At 71.7% G+C, this 17684-nt stretch carries 8 protein-coding genes; 5 read left to right on the top strand and 3 right to left on the bottom strand.

Going from position 1 to position 17684, the window contains the following annotated elements:
- Positions 1–8 precede the first annotated feature (8 nt).
- From BUR28_RS07530 to BUR28_RS07520, 3 genes are all read right to left on the bottom strand, one after another.
- On the bottom strand, positions 9–602 hold the full coding sequence (locus tag BUR28_RS07530) for a hypothetical protein (protein WP_074219565.1): 594 nt from the start codon (positions 600–602) through the stop codon (positions 9–11).
- 105 nt (positions 603–707) lie between these two features.
- Positions 708–1292, bottom strand: coding sequence for a hypothetical protein (locus BUR28_RS07525; protein ID WP_254813703.1), 585 nt, complete (start codon positions 1290–1292; stop codon positions 708–710).
- A complete protein-coding gene (locus tag BUR28_RS07520) occupies positions 1285–3141 on the bottom strand; it encodes a glycerophosphodiester phosphodiesterase family protein (RefSeq protein WP_074219564.1) in 1857 nt (618 codons plus the stop codon). Before BUR28_RS07520 ends, BUR28_RS07525 begins: the two co-directional genes overlap by 8 nt.
- 353 nt (positions 3142–3494) lie before the next feature.
- Between BUR28_RS07520 and BUR28_RS07515 the strand changes: the two genes are divergently transcribed.
- The 5 genes from BUR28_RS07515 to BUR28_RS07495 all read left to right on the top strand — a co-directional run bounded on the left by BUR28_RS07515 (position 3495) and on the right by BUR28_RS07495 (position 17681).
- Complete coding sequence (locus BUR28_RS07515) at positions 3495–3689, top strand: hypothetical protein (RefSeq protein ID WP_074219563.1); 195 nt, start codon at positions 3495–3497, stop codon at positions 3687–3689.
- 97 nt (positions 3690–3786) lie between these two features.
- On the top strand, positions 3787–4680 hold the full coding sequence (locus tag BUR28_RS07510; protein WP_175566911.1) for a hypothetical protein: 894 nt from the start codon (positions 3787–3789) through the stop codon (positions 4678–4680).
- Positions 4677–14492 carry a DUF6603 domain-containing protein gene (locus BUR28_RS07505; RefSeq protein WP_074219561.1) on the top strand — a complete coding sequence of 3272 codons (9816 nt, stop codon included), beginning with the start codon at positions 4677–4679 and terminating at the stop codon, positions 14490–14492. Before BUR28_RS07510 ends, BUR28_RS07505 begins: the two co-directional genes overlap by 4 nt.
- Before the next feature lie 7 nt (positions 14493–14499).
- A complete protein-coding gene (locus BUR28_RS07500; RefSeq protein WP_074219560.1) occupies positions 14500–16653 on the top strand; it encodes a hypothetical protein in 2154 nt (717 codons plus the stop codon).
- Positions 16654–16655: 2 nt separating this feature from the next.
- Positions 16656–17681 carry a hypothetical protein gene (locus tag BUR28_RS07495; RefSeq protein WP_074219559.1) on the top strand — a complete coding sequence of 342 codons (1026 nt, stop codon included), beginning with the start codon at positions 16656–16658 and terminating at the stop codon, positions 17679–17681.
- Positions 17682–17684 lie beyond the last annotated feature (3 nt).

Raw genomic sequence — 17684 nt, 5'->3', positions numbered from 1 at the left:
CGCGCGCCTCAGGACGGTTCGAGAATGCGGCGCAGGATGCGCTGGACGGTGAACCGGCGGATGTCGCGGCTGGGCACCAGCGTCGCGCCGTCACCGGCCGACACCCGGGCGGCCGACATGTAGAGTTCCGTGTCTCCGTCATCCTCGTGGCAGTCGAGCACGTCCAGCCAGGCCAGCGCCTCGTCGCTGGGCTCGGGCGCGCGGTCGTCATAGATCGCGCGGACGCTTGCCAGGCGCTGCAGGCAGACCTCGCTGCGGCGCAGCACCCGAAACCGCGCGTAGCGCGGGTCGATCGCGGTGGTGTCCCCGGGGACCGCGCCGGCCCTGTCCTCCAGCCAGCGGACATCCTCTTCGGAGAGCGGCGGAACCGACGCGCGGACGCTGATCCAGTAGTCGGTGAGGGCGGCCGCGAAGTCCCGCCGCCCCGCCGCGGCTTCTGTCGTTGTGTCGGAGACGAGAAAGCTGCGCAGGTGCGCGATTTCCTCGGCATTTCCGGCCCGCGTCTCCTGGGGCGCAATCAACAGCCCGGCGGCAAGGATCATCGCGAGGCCCGGGGCCTTGCGCCGAAGGTGCGCCGGGCGCGCGGCATCACGGGTCGTCATCGAAAAACGGCTCTCTCTGCTGTCCCACCCATCACGCAGCGGTACAGTAGTCGTCGGCCGCTGTCCCTGTCCATGGAAATGGCGCGCGGACGCGGCCGCCGCGCCTCACTCGCCGATCAGGCAGCCGGGATAGCCGTAGCCCCAGCGCCAGGGCAGACCGCTGCACGGTCCCCCGCCGAGGCGCACCGCGTCGAACATGGCATCGGCGATCAGGCCGTAGGCGGCTTCGACCTGCGCCGCGCCAAGCCCGTAGGTTTGCGCCAGGTACTCCACGCGGCCGACCCCGGTCTCGATCACGCAGGCGCGCAGCGTTTCATCCGCGCTGAACCGTGCGCGGTAGCTGTCCTCAACGCTGCGTGCGCCGCCCGCGGCGTGATACGTGCGGTCATGGGCGATGCAGCAACTCTCCCAGGGCGGGCGTGCCTCGTGGGTCTCGGCGAAAGGCGGCAGGAGATCGGCGATCAGCTCCCAGGCCGTGGAAAGCCCGCCGCTGCAGCCGTCGGTCGCGAAGGCGTCTGGTCGGTGGTCGGCGCGTTCCATCACCTCGATCAGGCGGCGGTGGGCCGCCATCTCGACGGACAGGCGCAGCGCGAAGGGCTGCGCCTCGGCAGGTGCGTCCCCGGCGCCTGCCGGCCCAGCAAGGCCCGCCGCCAGGGCACCGGCCAAGGCGCGGCGCGCGTGCTCACGCATCGGTTTCCTCGGCGACCAGATCGAAGCTTTCCAGGCTGAACCGGTCGCTCATCCAGAGCAGCAGGCGTTCGGGCGCGGTCAGTCGGTTGCGGGCCTCCATCACCTGCCGGGCCAGGGCCGGCTCGTTGGTTATCAGCCCGTCCACCCCCATCGAGATCATCCGCACCATCGTCACCGGGTCGTCGACGGTCCAGACATAGAGCTTCTTGCCCTGCGCCTGGGCGCGCCGGATCAGGCTCAGCGAAACCTGTCCGGTGTTGATGGCCAGGAAATCCGCCTCGAGCCCCGAAAGATCGCCCAGCGCCGTCGCCGCGAGAATCCCGTGGGGCCAGGCGGGCCGGAGCGCGTGCATCTTCCGCACGCCGGGGATCTTGAGCGACATCACCCCCACATGCTCTGCCATGCCGGTTTCGTCGACGATCTCGGCGACGCGGGATTCCAGGGCGATGTCGTGCCCGTAATACTTGAGCTCGATCAGGACCTTGCCGCGCCCCCGTGCGGCCTCGAGCACCGCGCGGAGGGTGGGCGTGCGCTGATCGGCATAGGCGGGGTCGAACCAGCTTCCGATATCGATTCCGGCAAGGTCGTCCATCGTCGCGTTCCAGACCTTGAGATCGACGCCTGCGAGTTTCATGAAATCGCTGTCATGGGCCACCACGACCTCGGCGTCCGCCGTCTCCTGCACGTCGATCTCGACCCAGTCGGCGCGGTCGTCCAGGGCCTTTTCGACGGCGGCCATCGTGTTCTCGGGGCGCGTGCCCGCCGCGCCGCGATGGGCGATGATCTCGACGCTGCGCGTGGCGCTCACGCGGTCGGAAAGGCCGAGACCGAGGGAAAACCCGGCGGCCAGGACAGCGGCCGCACCGCCGAGCAGGACCAGCCCCGGCACGTATGCCCGTGTCTCCGGGCGCGCTGCGGGCGCCGGGCGGGCGGGCGACGGGCCGGTGACGTCGCGATAGAGGCCATCGAGCAGCGCGGCGAGTGCGCCGTTGGCGAGGGCCGAAACCACCGCGTTGGCCAGCGCCCAGGCGAGCAGCAGCGCGGCGGTCGACAGCACCACCAGCCGCAGGTTCGCCCCCGCGAGGTCCTGCGCGCCCGCGATCAGCAGCCCCGCAGCCCCCGCGACCAGCGCGGCCAGCAGGCTGCGCAGCAGCGCCCACAGGACGACACGGGCGACGACGCCGAGCCGTCGCCCCCGCAGCTTCGCGGCGCTGTCCGCGAAGGTCCGTCGCGCGGGCATCCGCGCCAACAGCAGAAGGTGTAGCGCGATCGCCCAGGCCGACAGGCGCGCCACCAGCAGCACGGCGAAGGCGGCGACCAGCAGGCCGCCGAGTCCCGCCGCGACCAGGAAGGCCGGCGGCGTGTAGGTCAGGTAATAGTTGATGTCGTAGCGCCCCAGAAGCAGCCATGCGATCGCCGCACCGACCGCAAGGAACGGCGCGGCAAGCAGCAGCAGGCGCAGTACCAGCCGGATGCCGAAGGCGAAGAGGCCAGCGACGCGCCCGAAGACGAAGGCCAGCCCCGAAAGCAGCGCCCGGAATGGGCGCCGGTTGTCGCGGCGCAGGGCGTCGGTCATCACCGCCACGTCCAGGATGGCGGCCATGACGGACAGGCTGACAAGCGCCAGCGCGCCCACGAAGCCCGCCGGGGTCAGGAGGAAACGGGCGATGTCCTGGTCGGTGACGGCGCTTTGCCCCGACGCGGCGAGGGTGGCGGCCAGAAGAAGCCCCGACAGAGGCACGACAAGGGCCGCAACGACCAGCCGGGTGGCCAGGTGGACCAGCAGGAACGGCCCGAGAAACTCCAGCGCAGCGCGATACCCCGCAGCGACGTCTCTGATGGCTTTCATGCGGTTCCCCCGGCCAGTTGGGCCAGCCTATGCCGCGACTCGTCTCCACGACAAGCGAATCAGATGGACCTGCGGGGTGCCGCGTCATCTGGCCCGACCGGCGCCGGATCGCCCGTCGGGCGGGGGCAGGCCGGCAAGATCCCGCCCCCTGGGCTGGGGCGCGCGGGGCGGCCGATGTCGCAGGACCGGTTGTGCGCGGACCCCGCAGCGAGGGCGCCGCCGACCAGGACCGAAACGCCCGGGACAGCCGGCGGGCGCCTGTCGCCATTGGTCTGCCTTGACAGGTTCGGGTCGCGGATTGTTTACTTTTTGAAAATCGATTGTTTGCGATTTGCGAACAAAAGGGAGGCGTCATGTACTCGCTGATCAAGACCAACAGCTTGCGGTTGGTCATGGAGCGCGAACTCCTTCCCTTCCTGATCGCCCTTGTCATTGCGCAACTCTTCTTCAAGTGGGGCAGTTTCGCCCTCGAACTCGTCGGTTTCATCGCGACCTGGTTTGTCCTGGGCTACCTCGCCGAACTGGTTCTGCGCACGATACGGAAATAGCACCCGGCCCGTCGCACGGCCGCGGGCGTGACCGCCATCGACCGAGGCCGGGGTCCTGCCCCATGCCGCGGCCGGGCGTCCGGAAGGGGGAGGGGCCTTGGGCCGACCACCGACAGAGCGTCCCGTGCGCGATGGCGCGGAGCTTCGCGAACGCTTGCGCGAACGGGTCCGCCGCCTCGGCCAGGAGGGTCGGCTGACGACCGGGGACCGCCGCCGAATCGAGTCGATCCTCGGCCAGCTCGAGGGGTTGGAGGGCGTAGATATCGACGATCTCCTCAAGGACCCCGACCTCGTGCGGCCCGGTGACGGCACCGGGCGCGACGGCGACTTCCAGGGGCCGATGCTGGAGATTGGCGAGGTCTCGGAACTCTTCGCCGAGGTCGCGCGCCCCGACCGCCTGCCCGACGCCAACGCGCTCGATTTCGTCACCGGCAACATGATGAACGCGATTCGCCGCCGCCGGCCCGAGGTGCTGCCGCTGCGGCCGGTGCCGACGGGCCGCAAGGGGCCGCGTCTGCCGGTGCCGGCCAAGCCGTTGAGCCAACTCGTCCGCCTGGCGGCGATCCGCCGCTCGGACGAGGCCGGCAGCGTGGTATGGGATGACGGCGTGAACCAGTTGCTGGTGCGCGCCGACGGGATCGAGACCTCGGTGGACAAGGGGCAGGTCGTGGTCACGATCCCCGTCGAGGCCGACGGAATCAGCGCCAGCATGCAGGTGCCGTTCGCCGTCGGGCGCGAAGACCGGCTCTCGGGCCTGCTGGCGGCGACCGCCGACCGGCCGGCAGGTCACGCCCGCGTCGCGCGCGTCTGGGGCGAGGCGCTGATCGCCCTGGCCTACGGCGCGCTGATGGATGCCGCCGACAGCATCGCCGGCGCCTCTGGCCGGGACGAGGCGAATGACCGCCTCGTGCCGCGGGCGCTGATGGCCGGGCCAGAGGGGCTGGTCGTCGAGGCGCAGGCGCGCTTCCGATTCAAGGAGGGTGCGCCGTGAACGCCTTTTCCCCCGACGATTTCGGCGATACCAGCGATCTTCTGCGGGCGCTGGGGCTGGTCGATGCGGGGGGCGGCTTCAACGGTGCCTGGCTGGGCGATCCGGAACGCTACCTCAAGACAATCCTCGCCGACGAGGGCCAGCGCCAGGCGCTGCTGGATTTCGTCGCCGCGATGCGTGAGGGCGAAACCGAGCGCGACGCCGCGAACCGGATCTGGATCGCGCTGTTCGGCGAACCGCTGGACGGCGGAGCCCGGATCGACTTCCACCTCGTCGTGGACGAGGAGGATGCCGACGAGGTGCGCCTGTTCCTGGGGGTCCGCTTCACGACCCAGGCGCCGCTGACCGAAAGCGCCTCGTCGCTGATGATCCCGCTGTTCCGGGCGGGCAAGGCCGGGCGTCCTCCGCCGGACACGCCGTTCCTCGCCGGGGAGGCGGGCGGCGAGGTCGCCCTGACCACCGAGGTTACCATCGCCGCAAGCGCCGCGCTGCCGGGCGAGGCGGGGTTGCGCGCCGTCGGCCTGCGCCTGTCGGTGCCGACCGAACCCGGGGGCGGCACGCCCACGGTCGCGCTGAGCCTGCGCGGCCTGCAACTGCCCGGCGAATCGTCGGGGCGCGACCTCGATCTCTCGCTCACCGACCCCGCTGCGCTGCGCGACGCCGGGCTCGACCTGATCGTCGCGCTGATCAAGGCGCAGGCCGACAACGCCACTGTGGGCTCGCAGATCGAGGCGTTCACCCGGATGCTGGGGCTGGCCGGCGACGCGGCCATTCCCGACCTGCCGGTCGAGGACCTGTTCACCCGCGGTCTCGATGCGCTGGGCGACTGGCTGGCCGAGGCGCTGGGCGAGGCCACGGCCCGCGCCGCGTGGCTGCAGGCGCTGGCCGATCTCCTGGCCAACGGGGCGAGCGCGGGGGCGGATCATGTCACCCTGCCGGTGGGCGGGGCCTCGGTGCGGCTGGGGCTGACGGCCGTCCCCGGCGCCTCGGGCCGGCCGGTGATCACCGTCTCGGTTTCCTTCGGCATGACCAGCGGCACCGCCGAAGCCGCGCTTTCGGCCGACCTGGTGCGCATCGACCTCGGCGCGCGCACGGCGGTCGCGGTGCCCCGGCTCGGGGCCGAAGCGCGGTTCGATCTGTCGGGCGTCGTCATGCCCGATGTCTCGGTCGAACGGCTGGTCGTCGGCGCGGGCCTGGACGCCAGCCGCCGGCCGGTCCTGGTGGTGGAATTGCGGAACGCCGTGGTCTTCTCGACGACCCACCCCCGGCTGGACCTGACCAACCCCGACGCGCTGGCCGCCGCCGCCGCAGCGGCCGCCACCGATGCCCTGACCGAGATGCTCGGCGATCTCGGGCCGGCGGGCAACCTGATCGCGGTGGCGCTGGGCTGGGCGGCGCCGTCCGGGGCCGGGGCGGGCTATCCGACCATCGACCTTATCGGCTTTCTCGGCGATCCCGTGGGCCGGCTGCGCGCCCACTGGACGGACGTGGTGACCAACCATGCCGCCGAGATGCCCGCCGTGCTGGCCGACCTGCGGCACCTGATCACCGGCGACGCCACCCCCGGCGCGGTGACCGGCAGCGGCACCGATGCCGCGCCTTGGCAATTGCCGCTGGAGGCCGGGCTGCATGTCGCGGTCTGGCAGGACACGCGCGGCCGGCTTTTCATCGGGCTGGGCTTTGCCCGCAGCGTCGACACGCTGGGCGAGCGCTGCACCGTCATCGACAGCCGGCTGCGCGCGGCGGTCGTGATGCTGGACTTCGAGGCGGGTGCGGCGGGGTTCATGCCCGAGATCGTCCTGCGCGTGCTGGGGCGCGCGCGGGGGGGCGGCCGGCTTGCCTCGGGGCGGGGATCGCTTGCGGTCGAGGTCGACCACGTGGGCGCGCGTGCGCTCTGGACGCCGGACCGGGGGCTCACCATCACGGCCGAGGCGCCCGACCCGGTGCTGCGGCTCGACGGCGTGGATCTGCCGCTGGACCTGCCGCCCATCGGCGGCGACTTCTCGGATTTCCTCGACACCCTGACCGACGCGCAATGGGACGCGCTGGAGCAGTTGGCCGCGCTTGTTGCCGAGCAGATCGAGGCGCCAGGGCTGCGCGATCTGGTCGAGGCGCTGGGCTGGCGGCGCCCCACGCCGATCCTGGGCGGCCCGCCGCGTCACCGGCTGCGGCTGGCGCGGCTTGTCGTCGATCCGCAGGCCGCGCTATGGACGTGGCTCGCGGACCTGCTCGCCGATGCCGAGGCCGATCTCGCGTGGCACCTCCAGCCGCTGGCCCGGTTCCTCTCCGGTCGGCCGGATGCGTCGTTCAGCGTCGCTGGACGCGGCACCTTCGCCGATCCGTGGCGGGTGACGCTCGCCGCGGGCGCGGGGCTGCCCGCGCTGGCGGTGTGGCGCGAGCCCGACCTGCCCCTTGCAGTGCCCGACCCGCTGGCCTCCCGGCCGCTGCGCAAATGGCGTCCGGGCCGGCCGGGGCTCGACCCCGGCGCGCTCGCCGATGCGCTCCTCAGCGAGTTTCCCGACCTTGCCGGCCCCTTCGGCGCGGCCCTGGGCGATCGCGGGATGGCGCGCGGTCTGACCGCGCTCGAAGCGCTGTGGCGGGGCGGCGACGGGCGCATCGCACCGCCGACCGCACCGGTGGCCGGCGCCACCCTGCACCTGATGGAAAACGCCACCGCGGCGGCGCTGCTGGACGGGCTGGACCTTGGCGACATCCTGGGCACCGCTCCGGCGATGACCATCCATGTCCGGGTGCAGTCCGCGACGGCCGCTATCGACTCCACGCCCGACCCGGCCCGCGTGCTCGACATGCGCGAGGCCGGGCGCGATCCGCTGGCCTTCACGCCGCTGGCCGACGCGCCCGGCGACTGGCACATCCTGCTTGCCCCGCGCCCCGACGCTGCGCTGCCCTCGGGCGATCCCGACGGGATACGGGGGCAGGTGGCGCGGCTGAAGCACGCGCTTTCGGCGATCACCCAGGCCGGCGCGACGGTGGTGGCCGATGCGGCCGCGGCGCATGCGGCGTGGATCGCGCTGGACGAAATGGGAACCGGGCCGAACCGTCTGGTGACCGTCGGCATGGCGCTGACCCCGGCGCAGGGGCCGGCCGCGCCCGACAGCGTGACCGCCGAGGTGCTGCGTCGGCTCGACGAGTTCCTGCCGGCCCCCGATGCGGCCGAGCCCGACGATGCCGATCTTGCCGCCGCACGGGCCCTGATCGCGGCGCATCTGGGCGCGGCCGTCCGCCCGGCCGCCGAGGTGCAGCCGCCCGCGGGCTGGACCGGCACGGCGCGCAGCGACCTTCAGCGCCACCTGCTTTACGGCGTCCACGACCGCGCCACGATCCGCCGCGCGATGACCGCGGCGCTGGCCGCGGGGCTCAGCCTCAACGCCCAGGCGCGGGCGGTGCGGCGCAAGGCGCAGCGGATCGATTCGGCCTCGCTGGGGGCCTGGCTGCCGCTGTCGGCGGCGCCGGGCGGCGGGCTGACGGTCGAGGGCCACGCGCTGGCCGAGCTGGTGGGCCTCGACATCGGCGCCGCGGGTCCGGTGCCGCGCCCGCCCCGCCGGGTGGCCGCCGCGCTGGAGATCCGGCGCGCCGGCGGTTGGCTGATCGGCGGCCCCGTTGCGGCGGCGATTCCGCTGGACCTGGAACTGCGATCTGTCGAGATCGCGCTGCGCCTCGGCACCGGCGGCGGCGACACGGCGCGCGACCGGTGCGAGGTGATCCTGCATGGCGTGCGGTTCGCGGGGCAGAGCTTCCCGCGCCTGACCCTGTCGGCGGACGTGGCCGAGGGCGATCTGGGCGTCGACGGGCTTGTCCCGCCGACCGCGCCCGAAATCCGCTCGCTGCTGACATCGGTCCTTCAGGACCTGACCGCCAGCGCCGATCCCGCGCTTGCGCGGGTGGCCGAGGCGCTGCGGGCGGCGGGCATCCTGGGGGCGGGCGACGGGTTCGACCCGCTATCGCTTTCGAACTGGATCGACGCCCCCACCGCGCGGCTGGCCGAAGTCTGGACGTCGCCGGCGCTGCGCGACAAGCTCGTCGCGGTGATCAACGGGGTCGCAGGCGCCCAGGCGGGCGTCAGCTACGATTCGGCCACGCGGTCGCTTTCGGTGACTGCGGGCGGGGCCACCGGCGCCCCCATCTTCACCGATTGGGCGCTGACGGGCACCCTCTCGGCCAGCGGCACGGCGGGCGGGTCGCTGCGGCTGGGGGCCGTCGGCGAAACCCATCTGGCCGTCACGTTCTCGCCCTTCGCGGCGGCGCTCAATTTCGCTAGCGAAGATGCCGAGGCACTGGGCGGCTTGCCGGCGCGCCTGCCGCTCTACCCCGCGCCCGATATCCAGAAGCTGGGCAAGCCGCTGCTGCCCGCGATGGCGGCGACGGCGCTGTCCCGCATGCTCGACGGCGTGCGCGCGGCCGATGCAAATGCCAAGCTCGTGCTGGACCCGGCGCTGGCGGCCTTCGACCTTTTGGACGGCGCGCGGGTGCGCATCCCGACGCTGATGTTCGCCAATCCCGCGCTTTGGCTGAAACGCGACACCGTCTTGGGCACGTCCGGCGGCGTGATCCGGGCCGACCGGGTGATCGCCGTGATGGACGCGCTGCGCCCCTTCGTCGGTCTTTCGGGGGCGTCGGGCGTGTGGCAGATCGAGGCCGGGATCGCGCTGCGCGCCCGGAACTCCGGCGGGCTGGTCCTGGACCTCGCGCTCGACCCGGCGGCTTTCATGACCGGGGCGGATGTCGATTTCGGCGGCGCCTTCGGGCTGCGCTTCCCGGCCTCGGGCGGGGTCGAGCCCGCCATCGCCGTCCATGTCGGGTTGCCCGGTGGCGCGGCCGATCGCCGGGCGGTCCATCTGGAGGTGCAGGGCAGCGCCGCGCGGCTGTTCCTGCGCCCGCAGACCGGCGCGGACCTGGAGATCTTCCCCGACAGCGCCGGGATCGCCCAACTCGCCACCGCGGGCGTGACCGCGGCGCTGCCGCCCGCGCTCGATGCCATCGTCGATACCGGGTCGGACGCGGGCAACCTGCTGGCCGATATCGGCGATGCGCTGCAATTGCGCACGGGCGGCAGTTTCGACGGCGCCGCGCTCAGCGCCTGGGCGAGCGACCCGGCCGGCCAGTTGCAGGCGCGCTGGCCACAGTTGCTCGGCACCGGGCTTTCCCGGCTCGGCCCGGCGTTGCCCGCCGGGATCACGGTGACGCCGACCGCGGGCGGGGTCGAGGTCAGCGTGGCCGATGCGGGCACCACGGGATCGACGATCACCTTGGGCCTGACCAGCGGCCCCTTCACGGTCGGGATCGGAGCGAGCCTTGTCGGGCTGCCCTTCGTTGGCGAGGCCAGCGCGACGCTGGCCTTCGACGCGGCCGGGCTGTCGCGGCTGCAGGCTGCGCTCGGGCCCGCCGAGGTGCCGGTGGCCGATGCGATCAGCCTGCGCCCGGTGCTGGCGCTGGACGTCGGCAGTGCCGCGCCGGCCGCGCAGATCGAGGCCGGGCTTGCCGTGGACGCGGCCAATACCGATGCGCTGGTGCTGCGCTACCGTTTCGACGCGGGCACGGTCGAGATGGGCTTCGGCGGCGACACCCCGGCCGAGGTCGCCGCCGGCCTCATGCACATGGCCATCGACCTTCTGGGTGGCTTCATCCTGGATATCGAAGAGGTCGACGATCTTCTGAAGCACCGCGTGGGCGGCTCCGAGATCGGTGACCTGATGGCCGACGTGGTGCTGACGTCCTCCGGGGGGCTCGATCCCGAACTCTTCCGGGTCGTTCCCCGACCGGGCGAAAGCCCGACCCAGTTCGCGCAAAGCAAGCTGGAGCGGGTCTATACTCTTCTCGAGAAGCTCGCTCTTGCCGGTCCCTCGGTCACTATCGGCGGCGAAGTCACGATCAGCCTGACCGATTCGGGCGGGTCCATCGGGCTGTCGGTGAGCTTGGCGAACCGGCTGGCCGTCGTCGACGGCGATATCAAGCTGTGGATCGAGAACGACAACCGCTGGATCATCGACACCCCGCCCGCCGGGCTCAGCGTCGGGCTCCTGCGGCGCGATGCGGGCTCGTTCGCGTTCGACCCCACGCTCGGGGTGAACGGCGTGGGCCTGCGCCTCGGCCGCAACAACGCGCCCCTTCTGGACAGCCCGATCGCTTTGGGGTCGGTCGCGTTCCACACCTATGCGAGCCTCGGCGGGGCCGAGGCGCTGGGCGGCGTTCAGGTGCAACTGTCGGAGATCGCGGTCGCGGTGGGCGGCGCCGAGGGCGGCAATCCCATCGCCCAGGGGATGCTGGCCGAAACGAACGAGGGCGATGCCACGCTCGCCCCGGCCTTCAGCCCGGCGCTTTCGATCCAGACCCGGCCCGCGGCCGACGGGGGCGACATCGCGTTCCGTTTCGTCGCGGGCGAGGGCGAGGGGCCGTGGTGGCTGCCGATCCGCAGCCAGTTCGGCCCGATCTATATCGACCAGATCGGCCTCGGCACCCAGGTCCAGAACGACACCATGCAGTCGATCTCGGTCCTGTTCGACGGCAATGTGTCGATCGCGGGGCTGGAAGCGGCGGTCGACGACCTGGAACTGCGCCACAGCGTCGGACCCGGCACCAGCATCTTCGATCCCTCCGACTGGGCGGTGGACCTGGCCGGGCTGGCGGTGTCGGCCGACCTGTCGGGCGTCAGCCTCGCGGGCGGCCTGCGCAAGTTCGGCGAGGACGACAGCGTCGAGTATATCGGCATGCTGACGGCGCGCTTCGCGACCTACGGGCTGTCGATCTTCGGCGGCTATGCCTCGGTCACCCGGTCCGACGGCCGCTTCTCGGCCTTCTTCGCCTTCGGCGCGGTGCTTGGCCCCATCGGCGGGCCGCCGGCCTTCTTCCTCACCGGCATCGGCGGCGGGTTCGGCATCAACCGCGACGTGGTGCCGCCCGACGACATGGACGACTTCGACGATTTCGTGATGATCGCCGCGCTCGACCCGTCCTTCGACCCGCCGGGCGGGCTGATGGAATACATGGGGGAAATCAGGGATACGTTCCCGCCCGACAAGGGGCGCTTCTGGTTCGCCGCGGGCATCAGCTTCACCTCCTTCGCGCTGGTCGACGGGATCGCCGTCGTCGCGCTTGAATTCGGCGAGGGGTTCGAGCTGTCGATCTTCGGCCTTGCGCGCATGGCCCTGCCGCGGCCCGAGGCGGCGCTGGTCTCCATCGAGCTTGGCCTGATCGCGCGCTTCTCGACCGAGGAAGGCGTGATCTGGGTGCAGGCGCAGCTGACCTCCAACTCGTGGCTGCTGCATTCCAGTGCGCGGCTGACCGGCGGCTTCGCCTATGTCAGCTGGTTCAAGGGCGACAAGGCCGGGGAATTCGTGCTGACGATGGGCGGCTACCACCCCAATTTCCACCGCGACGGCTATCCGGTGGTGCCCCGGCTCGGCTTCAACTGGTCGGTATCGAACAACATCGTCATCAAGTCGGAATGCTATTTCGCCCTCACCTCCGAGGCGATCATGGCCGGCGGCCAGTTCGAGGCGAGCGCGCGGTTCGGCCCGGCCTATGCGCATCTGAGCTATGGCGGCAACGCCATCGTCTATTTCGACCCGTTCCGCTACGAGGCCGACGCCCATGCCCGCGTCTCCGCCGGCATCCGCATCGACACCTGGTTCGGCACGATCAAGCTCGGCTTCTCGCTGGGGGCCTATATCGAGGTGCGGGGCCCCGAGTTCCACGGCAAGGCGCGGATCGAGGTCGGACCCATCGACATCACCGTGCGCTTTGGCAACAGCGGCGATCCGGGGTTCAACTACATCTCCTGGACCGATTTCGCCAAGAAATACCTCGAACTCGCGCCGGGCAACAAGGCGCGCTCGCTGAGCGGCATCGCGGGCAAGGGCGCGCTGCCGCCGTCCAGCAACGGGTCGGAGGAGGCAGGCACCGCCGACGGCACCGCGGCGCATCCGTTCGACGTGCTGGCCGAGTTCGAGCTGTCGCTGACCAGCACCATCCCCATCGGCCGCATCCTGCGCGAGGATTCCGGTCACGCGGTCACCACGCCCGCGCCGTCCAAGACGCTCGGCATCGCGCCCTGCGGGCGGACCATCGACCAGACGACGCTGACGCTGAAGCTGCGGCGCAAGGGGGACGGCGCCACCGATCTGCTGACCTCGCGGCCGGACCACGTGATCGTCATCACCGCCCGCGGCACCGGCCGCTTCCCGATGGGGGTCTGGGGCCTGCCCGGCAAGGTCGACGGCAAGGCCGTGCCCAAGGGCAAGGTCATCACCGCGACCGAGGGCGTGCACCTGGAGTTCAAGGCCGACCCGCGCGACAAGATCCCGGACGCCAGCACCGGCGGCGTGTCGTTCCACCAGGTCGAACCGGGCAAGCAGCGCAAGCCGCTGCCGTTGAAGGCTGCGGGCACCCTGCGCGCGCGCCTGGTGCGCGAGGCGCAGGACCAGCGCGCGATCCTCAGGACGATCACCGCCGAGCGCATGCCGCAGATCGCCACCGATTGGCATCGGGTCGACCGCAGCGCCACCCAGCGCCGGTCCTGGCTGCGCGAACGCGCGGTGCCGATGCGGGTGGGCCTGTTGTCCGAGCGGATCGTCGGCAGCGCCGCACCGGGCCGCAAGTCCGTACTGGACCTGACCACGCCCGCGCCCGGCCGCGTGTCCTTCGGCGCGGCGAAGCTGCGCGGCCTGATCGCCCAGCCGGTGCGGGTGGCGGACGCGGTCGCCGAGGCCCGGACCACGGTCACGGACGCGGCGGCGGGCAAGCTCAAGCGCGTGGCGCCGCCGCGTCTCGACTCCGTGCTGGCCGAACGCAAGGCGGCCTCGGCCGCGCTGCTGCGCGCCGAGATCGACCCGCCGGTCGCCGGTGGCACGCTGGTCGCGCGCACCGCCCAGCCGCAGACCCACGCGGCGCGCGCCCCGATCTCGGTCGGCGCGGGACGCAGCCCGAGGGCCGAGCGCGACACGCTCAACGGTGTCGAAACCATGCTCACGCGCGGCACCCGCCGCCGCCGCGGGGCTCCGGCGCCGCGGGCCCTGACGCCGGGCGAGATCGCCGTGACCGACCTGCCCACCGCCGACGCCTCGCCCCGCTTCGCCACCTCGGGCGAGGTCGAGATCCGGGGCGCGGCACGGCTGGTGGTGCTGGGCGCCGATGGCGGGGTGCGCATGAATCGCTTCCCGGCCACGGGGCGGATCACCCTGCCGCGCGCGGCGCATGGCTTCGCCGTGATCGCGGGGCAGGAGCCCGAGGGCGCCGAGGCCGCGGGCTGGCTGGCAACCTCCGAGGTCGCCTATCTGGGTCAGTCGCTCGCCCGCTGCCGCGGCGGGTTCCTCCGTGCCGAGGGCGCGAGCCGCAGCCGCGGCGGGGCGAGGGCCGGCTGCGGCTGGATCGGGGCCGCGCGCCTGGTCGAGCAGTCCCGCCTGATCGAGACCCGCTTCGACGCGGGCGCGCAGGCGGTGGCGGTCGTCCTGGAAGGCCGCGTGACCGAGGCCGACCTCGCCCGCCTCGCCGCCAGTTTCGAGGGGGCCGAGCCCGCCGCTACCGACCCGCTGCTGGTCCCCCATGACGGCAAGACGCTGGTCGTGTTCCCGCTGGCCGGGGCCGGCGAGGCGGACTTTGTCCTGCATATCGGCGGCCTGGTTGCCGGCCGTCTGGCCGGCGTGATCGCGGCGCGCATGGAGGCCGGGCGGCTGGTCACGCGGATCGTCAACGAAAGCCTCTCGCTCGACCTGGAAAGCATTGCCGGGGCCAAGTCCGAGCCCGTGACCGCCGTCTGGACCGCGCCCGCGGATCTGGACCCCGAGCCTGTGGAGTAGCACGCATATGGTCGCACGCGGAAAATTCTTCCTCTACGACGCCATCATCCCGCCGCTGTCGGCTGGGGAATACGAACTGACCGCCGAGTTCGACATCGATGTCGACGACGAGTCGTCCAAGCCGGTCGCCGACCAGGCGCTGCATTTCAACGTCACCGCCCCGCGCCTGAAACTGCCGCCCGACCACGCGCTCATGGTCTTTCCGCCGGCCAATTCCGAGGGGTCGTACGAGGCGCGGCTGCCGCAGATCGTGCTGCGGAAGAAGACGCTGCCCTGGGACCGTAAGGCCGCCCCCGACGCCACGGTGTTCGAGGAACGCGACGGGAGCGGCACCGTCACCAGCCGCCAGGTGACCGCCGATCACACGCCCTGGCTGGCGCTGGTCGTGATCGCGGAGGGCGAGGGCCAGGTCGTCCACGACCAGGACTGGCAGGACTGCATCACGCCCGGCCGCAGCCTGACCGGCCCGGTCGACGCGCAGAAGGCCAGCTACCTGTCGGTGCCGAAATCGACCGTCGACAAGGTGTTTCCCACCGTCGAGGATCTGAGCCTGCTGACCAATGTCCGCGAGGTCAATCTCGACGATACCGAGGCCGCGATGGGCGACGACGACGGATTCCTGGCCGTCGTGATCGCCAACCGGATGCCGCAATACGACAAGGTCAACTGCAAGCCCAAGGCCTATACCTGCTGCCTGATCAACCTCGAAGGGCAGCTCGACCTGCTGCCGCCCAAGGCGCCGCCGCGGCTGTTCTTCGAATTGGCCGACATCTATATCAGCGAAACCGCGATGCTGTTGTCGACCTCGGCGACAAGCGGCGCGGCGGTGCCGATCACCGCCAGCGGCGAGCCGCGCCTGCTGGACACCTCCGACACCGCCGCGATGACCGAGGCGGTGCGGCGCGGCGAGGTGGTGTTCCACGAGGGCGCGCTGGTCGACCGCGCAGGCATGACCGGCGAGGGTCTCACCCGGCTCGGCACGCTGAGCGCCGAGGAATTCCTGGAGGGCGATTTCTCCACCATCGCCGCGCGCGCCGAGGCCGGCGCCGCGCGGCAGAGCTTCAAGGTCGACAGCGTGTTCGGCGGCTTCGATTTCCCGGTCGAGGCCGTGGTGACGGAGCCGGTCTACCGCTTTCCGGTGCTGACCTCCTGGCGGTTCACCTGCGCGGGTGCGGGCAGTTTCCAGTCGCTGATGGAGTGTCTGGATGTCGGGCTCCTCGGCACCAAGACCGAGGGCGGATACGAGCGGTCGCTGCCGCCCTGCACCGAGCCGCTCGACGAGGACGCGACGGATTCGGGCGGGGCCCCGGTCGCGAAACTGCCGCTGGAGATCGCCGAGACGGGCCATGTCGGACTGCCGCACCTTACCCGTACCGGCGAGACCGGCAACGCCTGGTATCGCGGCCCGTTCTCGCCGCACCAGTTGCTCCGCAACCCGCTGGCCGAGGACGAGCCCTTCCCGGTGCTGGCCCATGTCAGCGACCATCTGCGGATGATGACCCCTGACGGGCGCGAGGACGTGTCGCTGGCCGTCGCGTTCGAGACCGGGCGGCTTCTGGCGATGTCGCAACCTTCCTTTGTGGCCTCGATGCTGCGCTGGCGGAACGAACGGTTCGGCGCGGCACGGGCGCAGGCGAACCGGCGGGTCGCGGTGGTCGATCGCATGGGGCTGATCGAGAACCTGCTGGGCCCGCGCGACATCGAGCGGGTGCTGGAAGCGCTGGAACGCGGCGAGATCGCGCGGCTTCTGGAGGGAGGCCTGATCCGCGAACTCGACGGCGCCCGGGGCGGCGCGATCTGCGGCCCGCGGGTGATCGCCGATCCCGGCGTCGCCGCGCCGGAACTCCAGGGCAACCTGACCGCGATCCTGTCGGACGGACTGGGAATCGAGGCCCGCGTGCTGGAGCGGGTCCTGGCCGCCCCCGACGATCCGCGCGCGCTGGGCGCCTTGCAGGCCGCGCAGCCGGGGCTGGTCAGCGATCACGAACTCGGCCTCGACGACTCGGTCTCCGGAAAGCTCGACGCGACGCTCGATGCCGGGTTGCGCGGCCTGGCCGAAACCGCCGTCGGAAGCCGCGATATCAGCGCCGAGGCGCTGGAGAACATCACCGAATTCGAGAGCCTCGACGCTTTCGTCAAGGACCGGTTCGACGGGAGATAGACATGGCCCTTTCCTCGGCGTTGACCTACGGCGTTCTGGTGCAAGCCCTTGAAGAGGGGGCTCTTCTCGGCGACACGGGGTCCACGGGTGACGCCACGATCACGCCCGAGGACATCCAGCGCTTCCTCGCGCGGTTGCGGATGCTGGAGGGCGTGCCCTTCAACAACCTCGTCCCGGATACGGAGATTCTGCCGCATGAATCGATCCGGTTCTTCTACCTCGACCGCGCCTGGACCGACGCACTGGTCCAAGGCGCGCTCAGCGTCGGCACGGCGAACACGATCGAACGGGCGCAGCTGGAAAAGCTCTATCCCCGCATCGAGAAGGAGATCGACGCGGCCGAGCGGCGGGTGCGCTCGCCCGGCGGCGAGCCGGTGCTGGGCGGCACGGCCGGGGTCGTGACCGGGTTCCTGATGCGCTCGGCCGCGGTGGCGGGCTGGCCGGGGATGCATGTGCGCGCCTATCGCGACGAACCGGCCGCGAACGACGCGGAAATCGTGCCCGAGTCCCATCGCAGCCGGATCAAGCTGTTGCGGCTGGAACGGCTGGCGCCCGCGGTTCTGCTGGCGCTGTTCGACGGCATCCCCAAGGTCCTGCATATCGAGGAGCCGCGCCAGGGCGTGCAGTTCGGCGTCTGGCTGGATGAACGTCCCGGCGGGCGGGTCCAGGCCGAGGTGCCGGCGCGCAACGTGCGCTCGGCCGAATACGTGACGGCAGACGGCACCGAGGTGCCCCTGCCCGGTGATGCCGAGCAGATCCCGGTGCGCTTCCGGTCGGGCGCGCCGGGGGTGCTGGACCTGTCCAACACCGCGCGCGCCTTCCTAGACGCCACCGGCACGGGCATGACGAGCGGCGACCGCGTGGACGGGGCGGAATTCGCGATGCAGATGATCCGCTTTCCCTACCGCCAGGTCTTCGCCCAGGACGCGGGCGACGCGGCCGTGCAGAACGACACGTTCAGGCCCACCCTGGGCAATCTGTCCGAAACCTACACGGCAGCGCTGACCCGCAAGCTGTCGGAGGGCTAGGCG

This window comes from Rhodovulum sp. ES.010, assembly GCF_900142935.1.
Classification (GTDB): Bacteria; Pseudomonadota; Alphaproteobacteria; order Rhodobacterales; family Rhodobacteraceae; genus Rhodovulum.
This window is presented reverse-complemented; position numbering and strand designations above follow the sequence as displayed.

Bases quoted from the DNA above. Each gene is read 5' to 3' on its own strand.
- BUR28_RS07530 (WP_074219565.1), bottom strand. From the start codon at position 602: ATGACGACCCGTGATGCCGCGCGCCCGGCGCACCTTCGGCGCAAGGCC.
- BUR28_RS07525 (WP_254813703.1), bottom strand. From the start codon at position 1,292: ATGCGTGAGCACGCGCGCCGCGCCTTGGCCGGTGCCCTGGCGGCGGGC.
- BUR28_RS07520 (WP_074219564.1), bottom strand. From the start codon at position 3,141: ATGAAAGCCATCAGAGACGTCGCTGCGGGGTATCGCGCTGCGCTGGAG.
- BUR28_RS07515 (WP_074219563.1), top strand. From the start codon at position 3,495: ATGTACTCGCTGATCAAGACCAACAGCTTGCGGTTGGTCATGGAGCGC.
- BUR28_RS07500 (WP_074219560.1), top strand. From the start codon at position 14,500: ATGGTCGCACGCGGAAAATTCTTCCTCTACGACGCCATCATCCCGCCG.
- BUR28_RS07495 (WP_074219559.1), top strand. From the start codon at position 16,656: ATGGCCCTTTCCTCGGCGTTGACCTACGGCGTTCTGGTGCAAGCCCTT.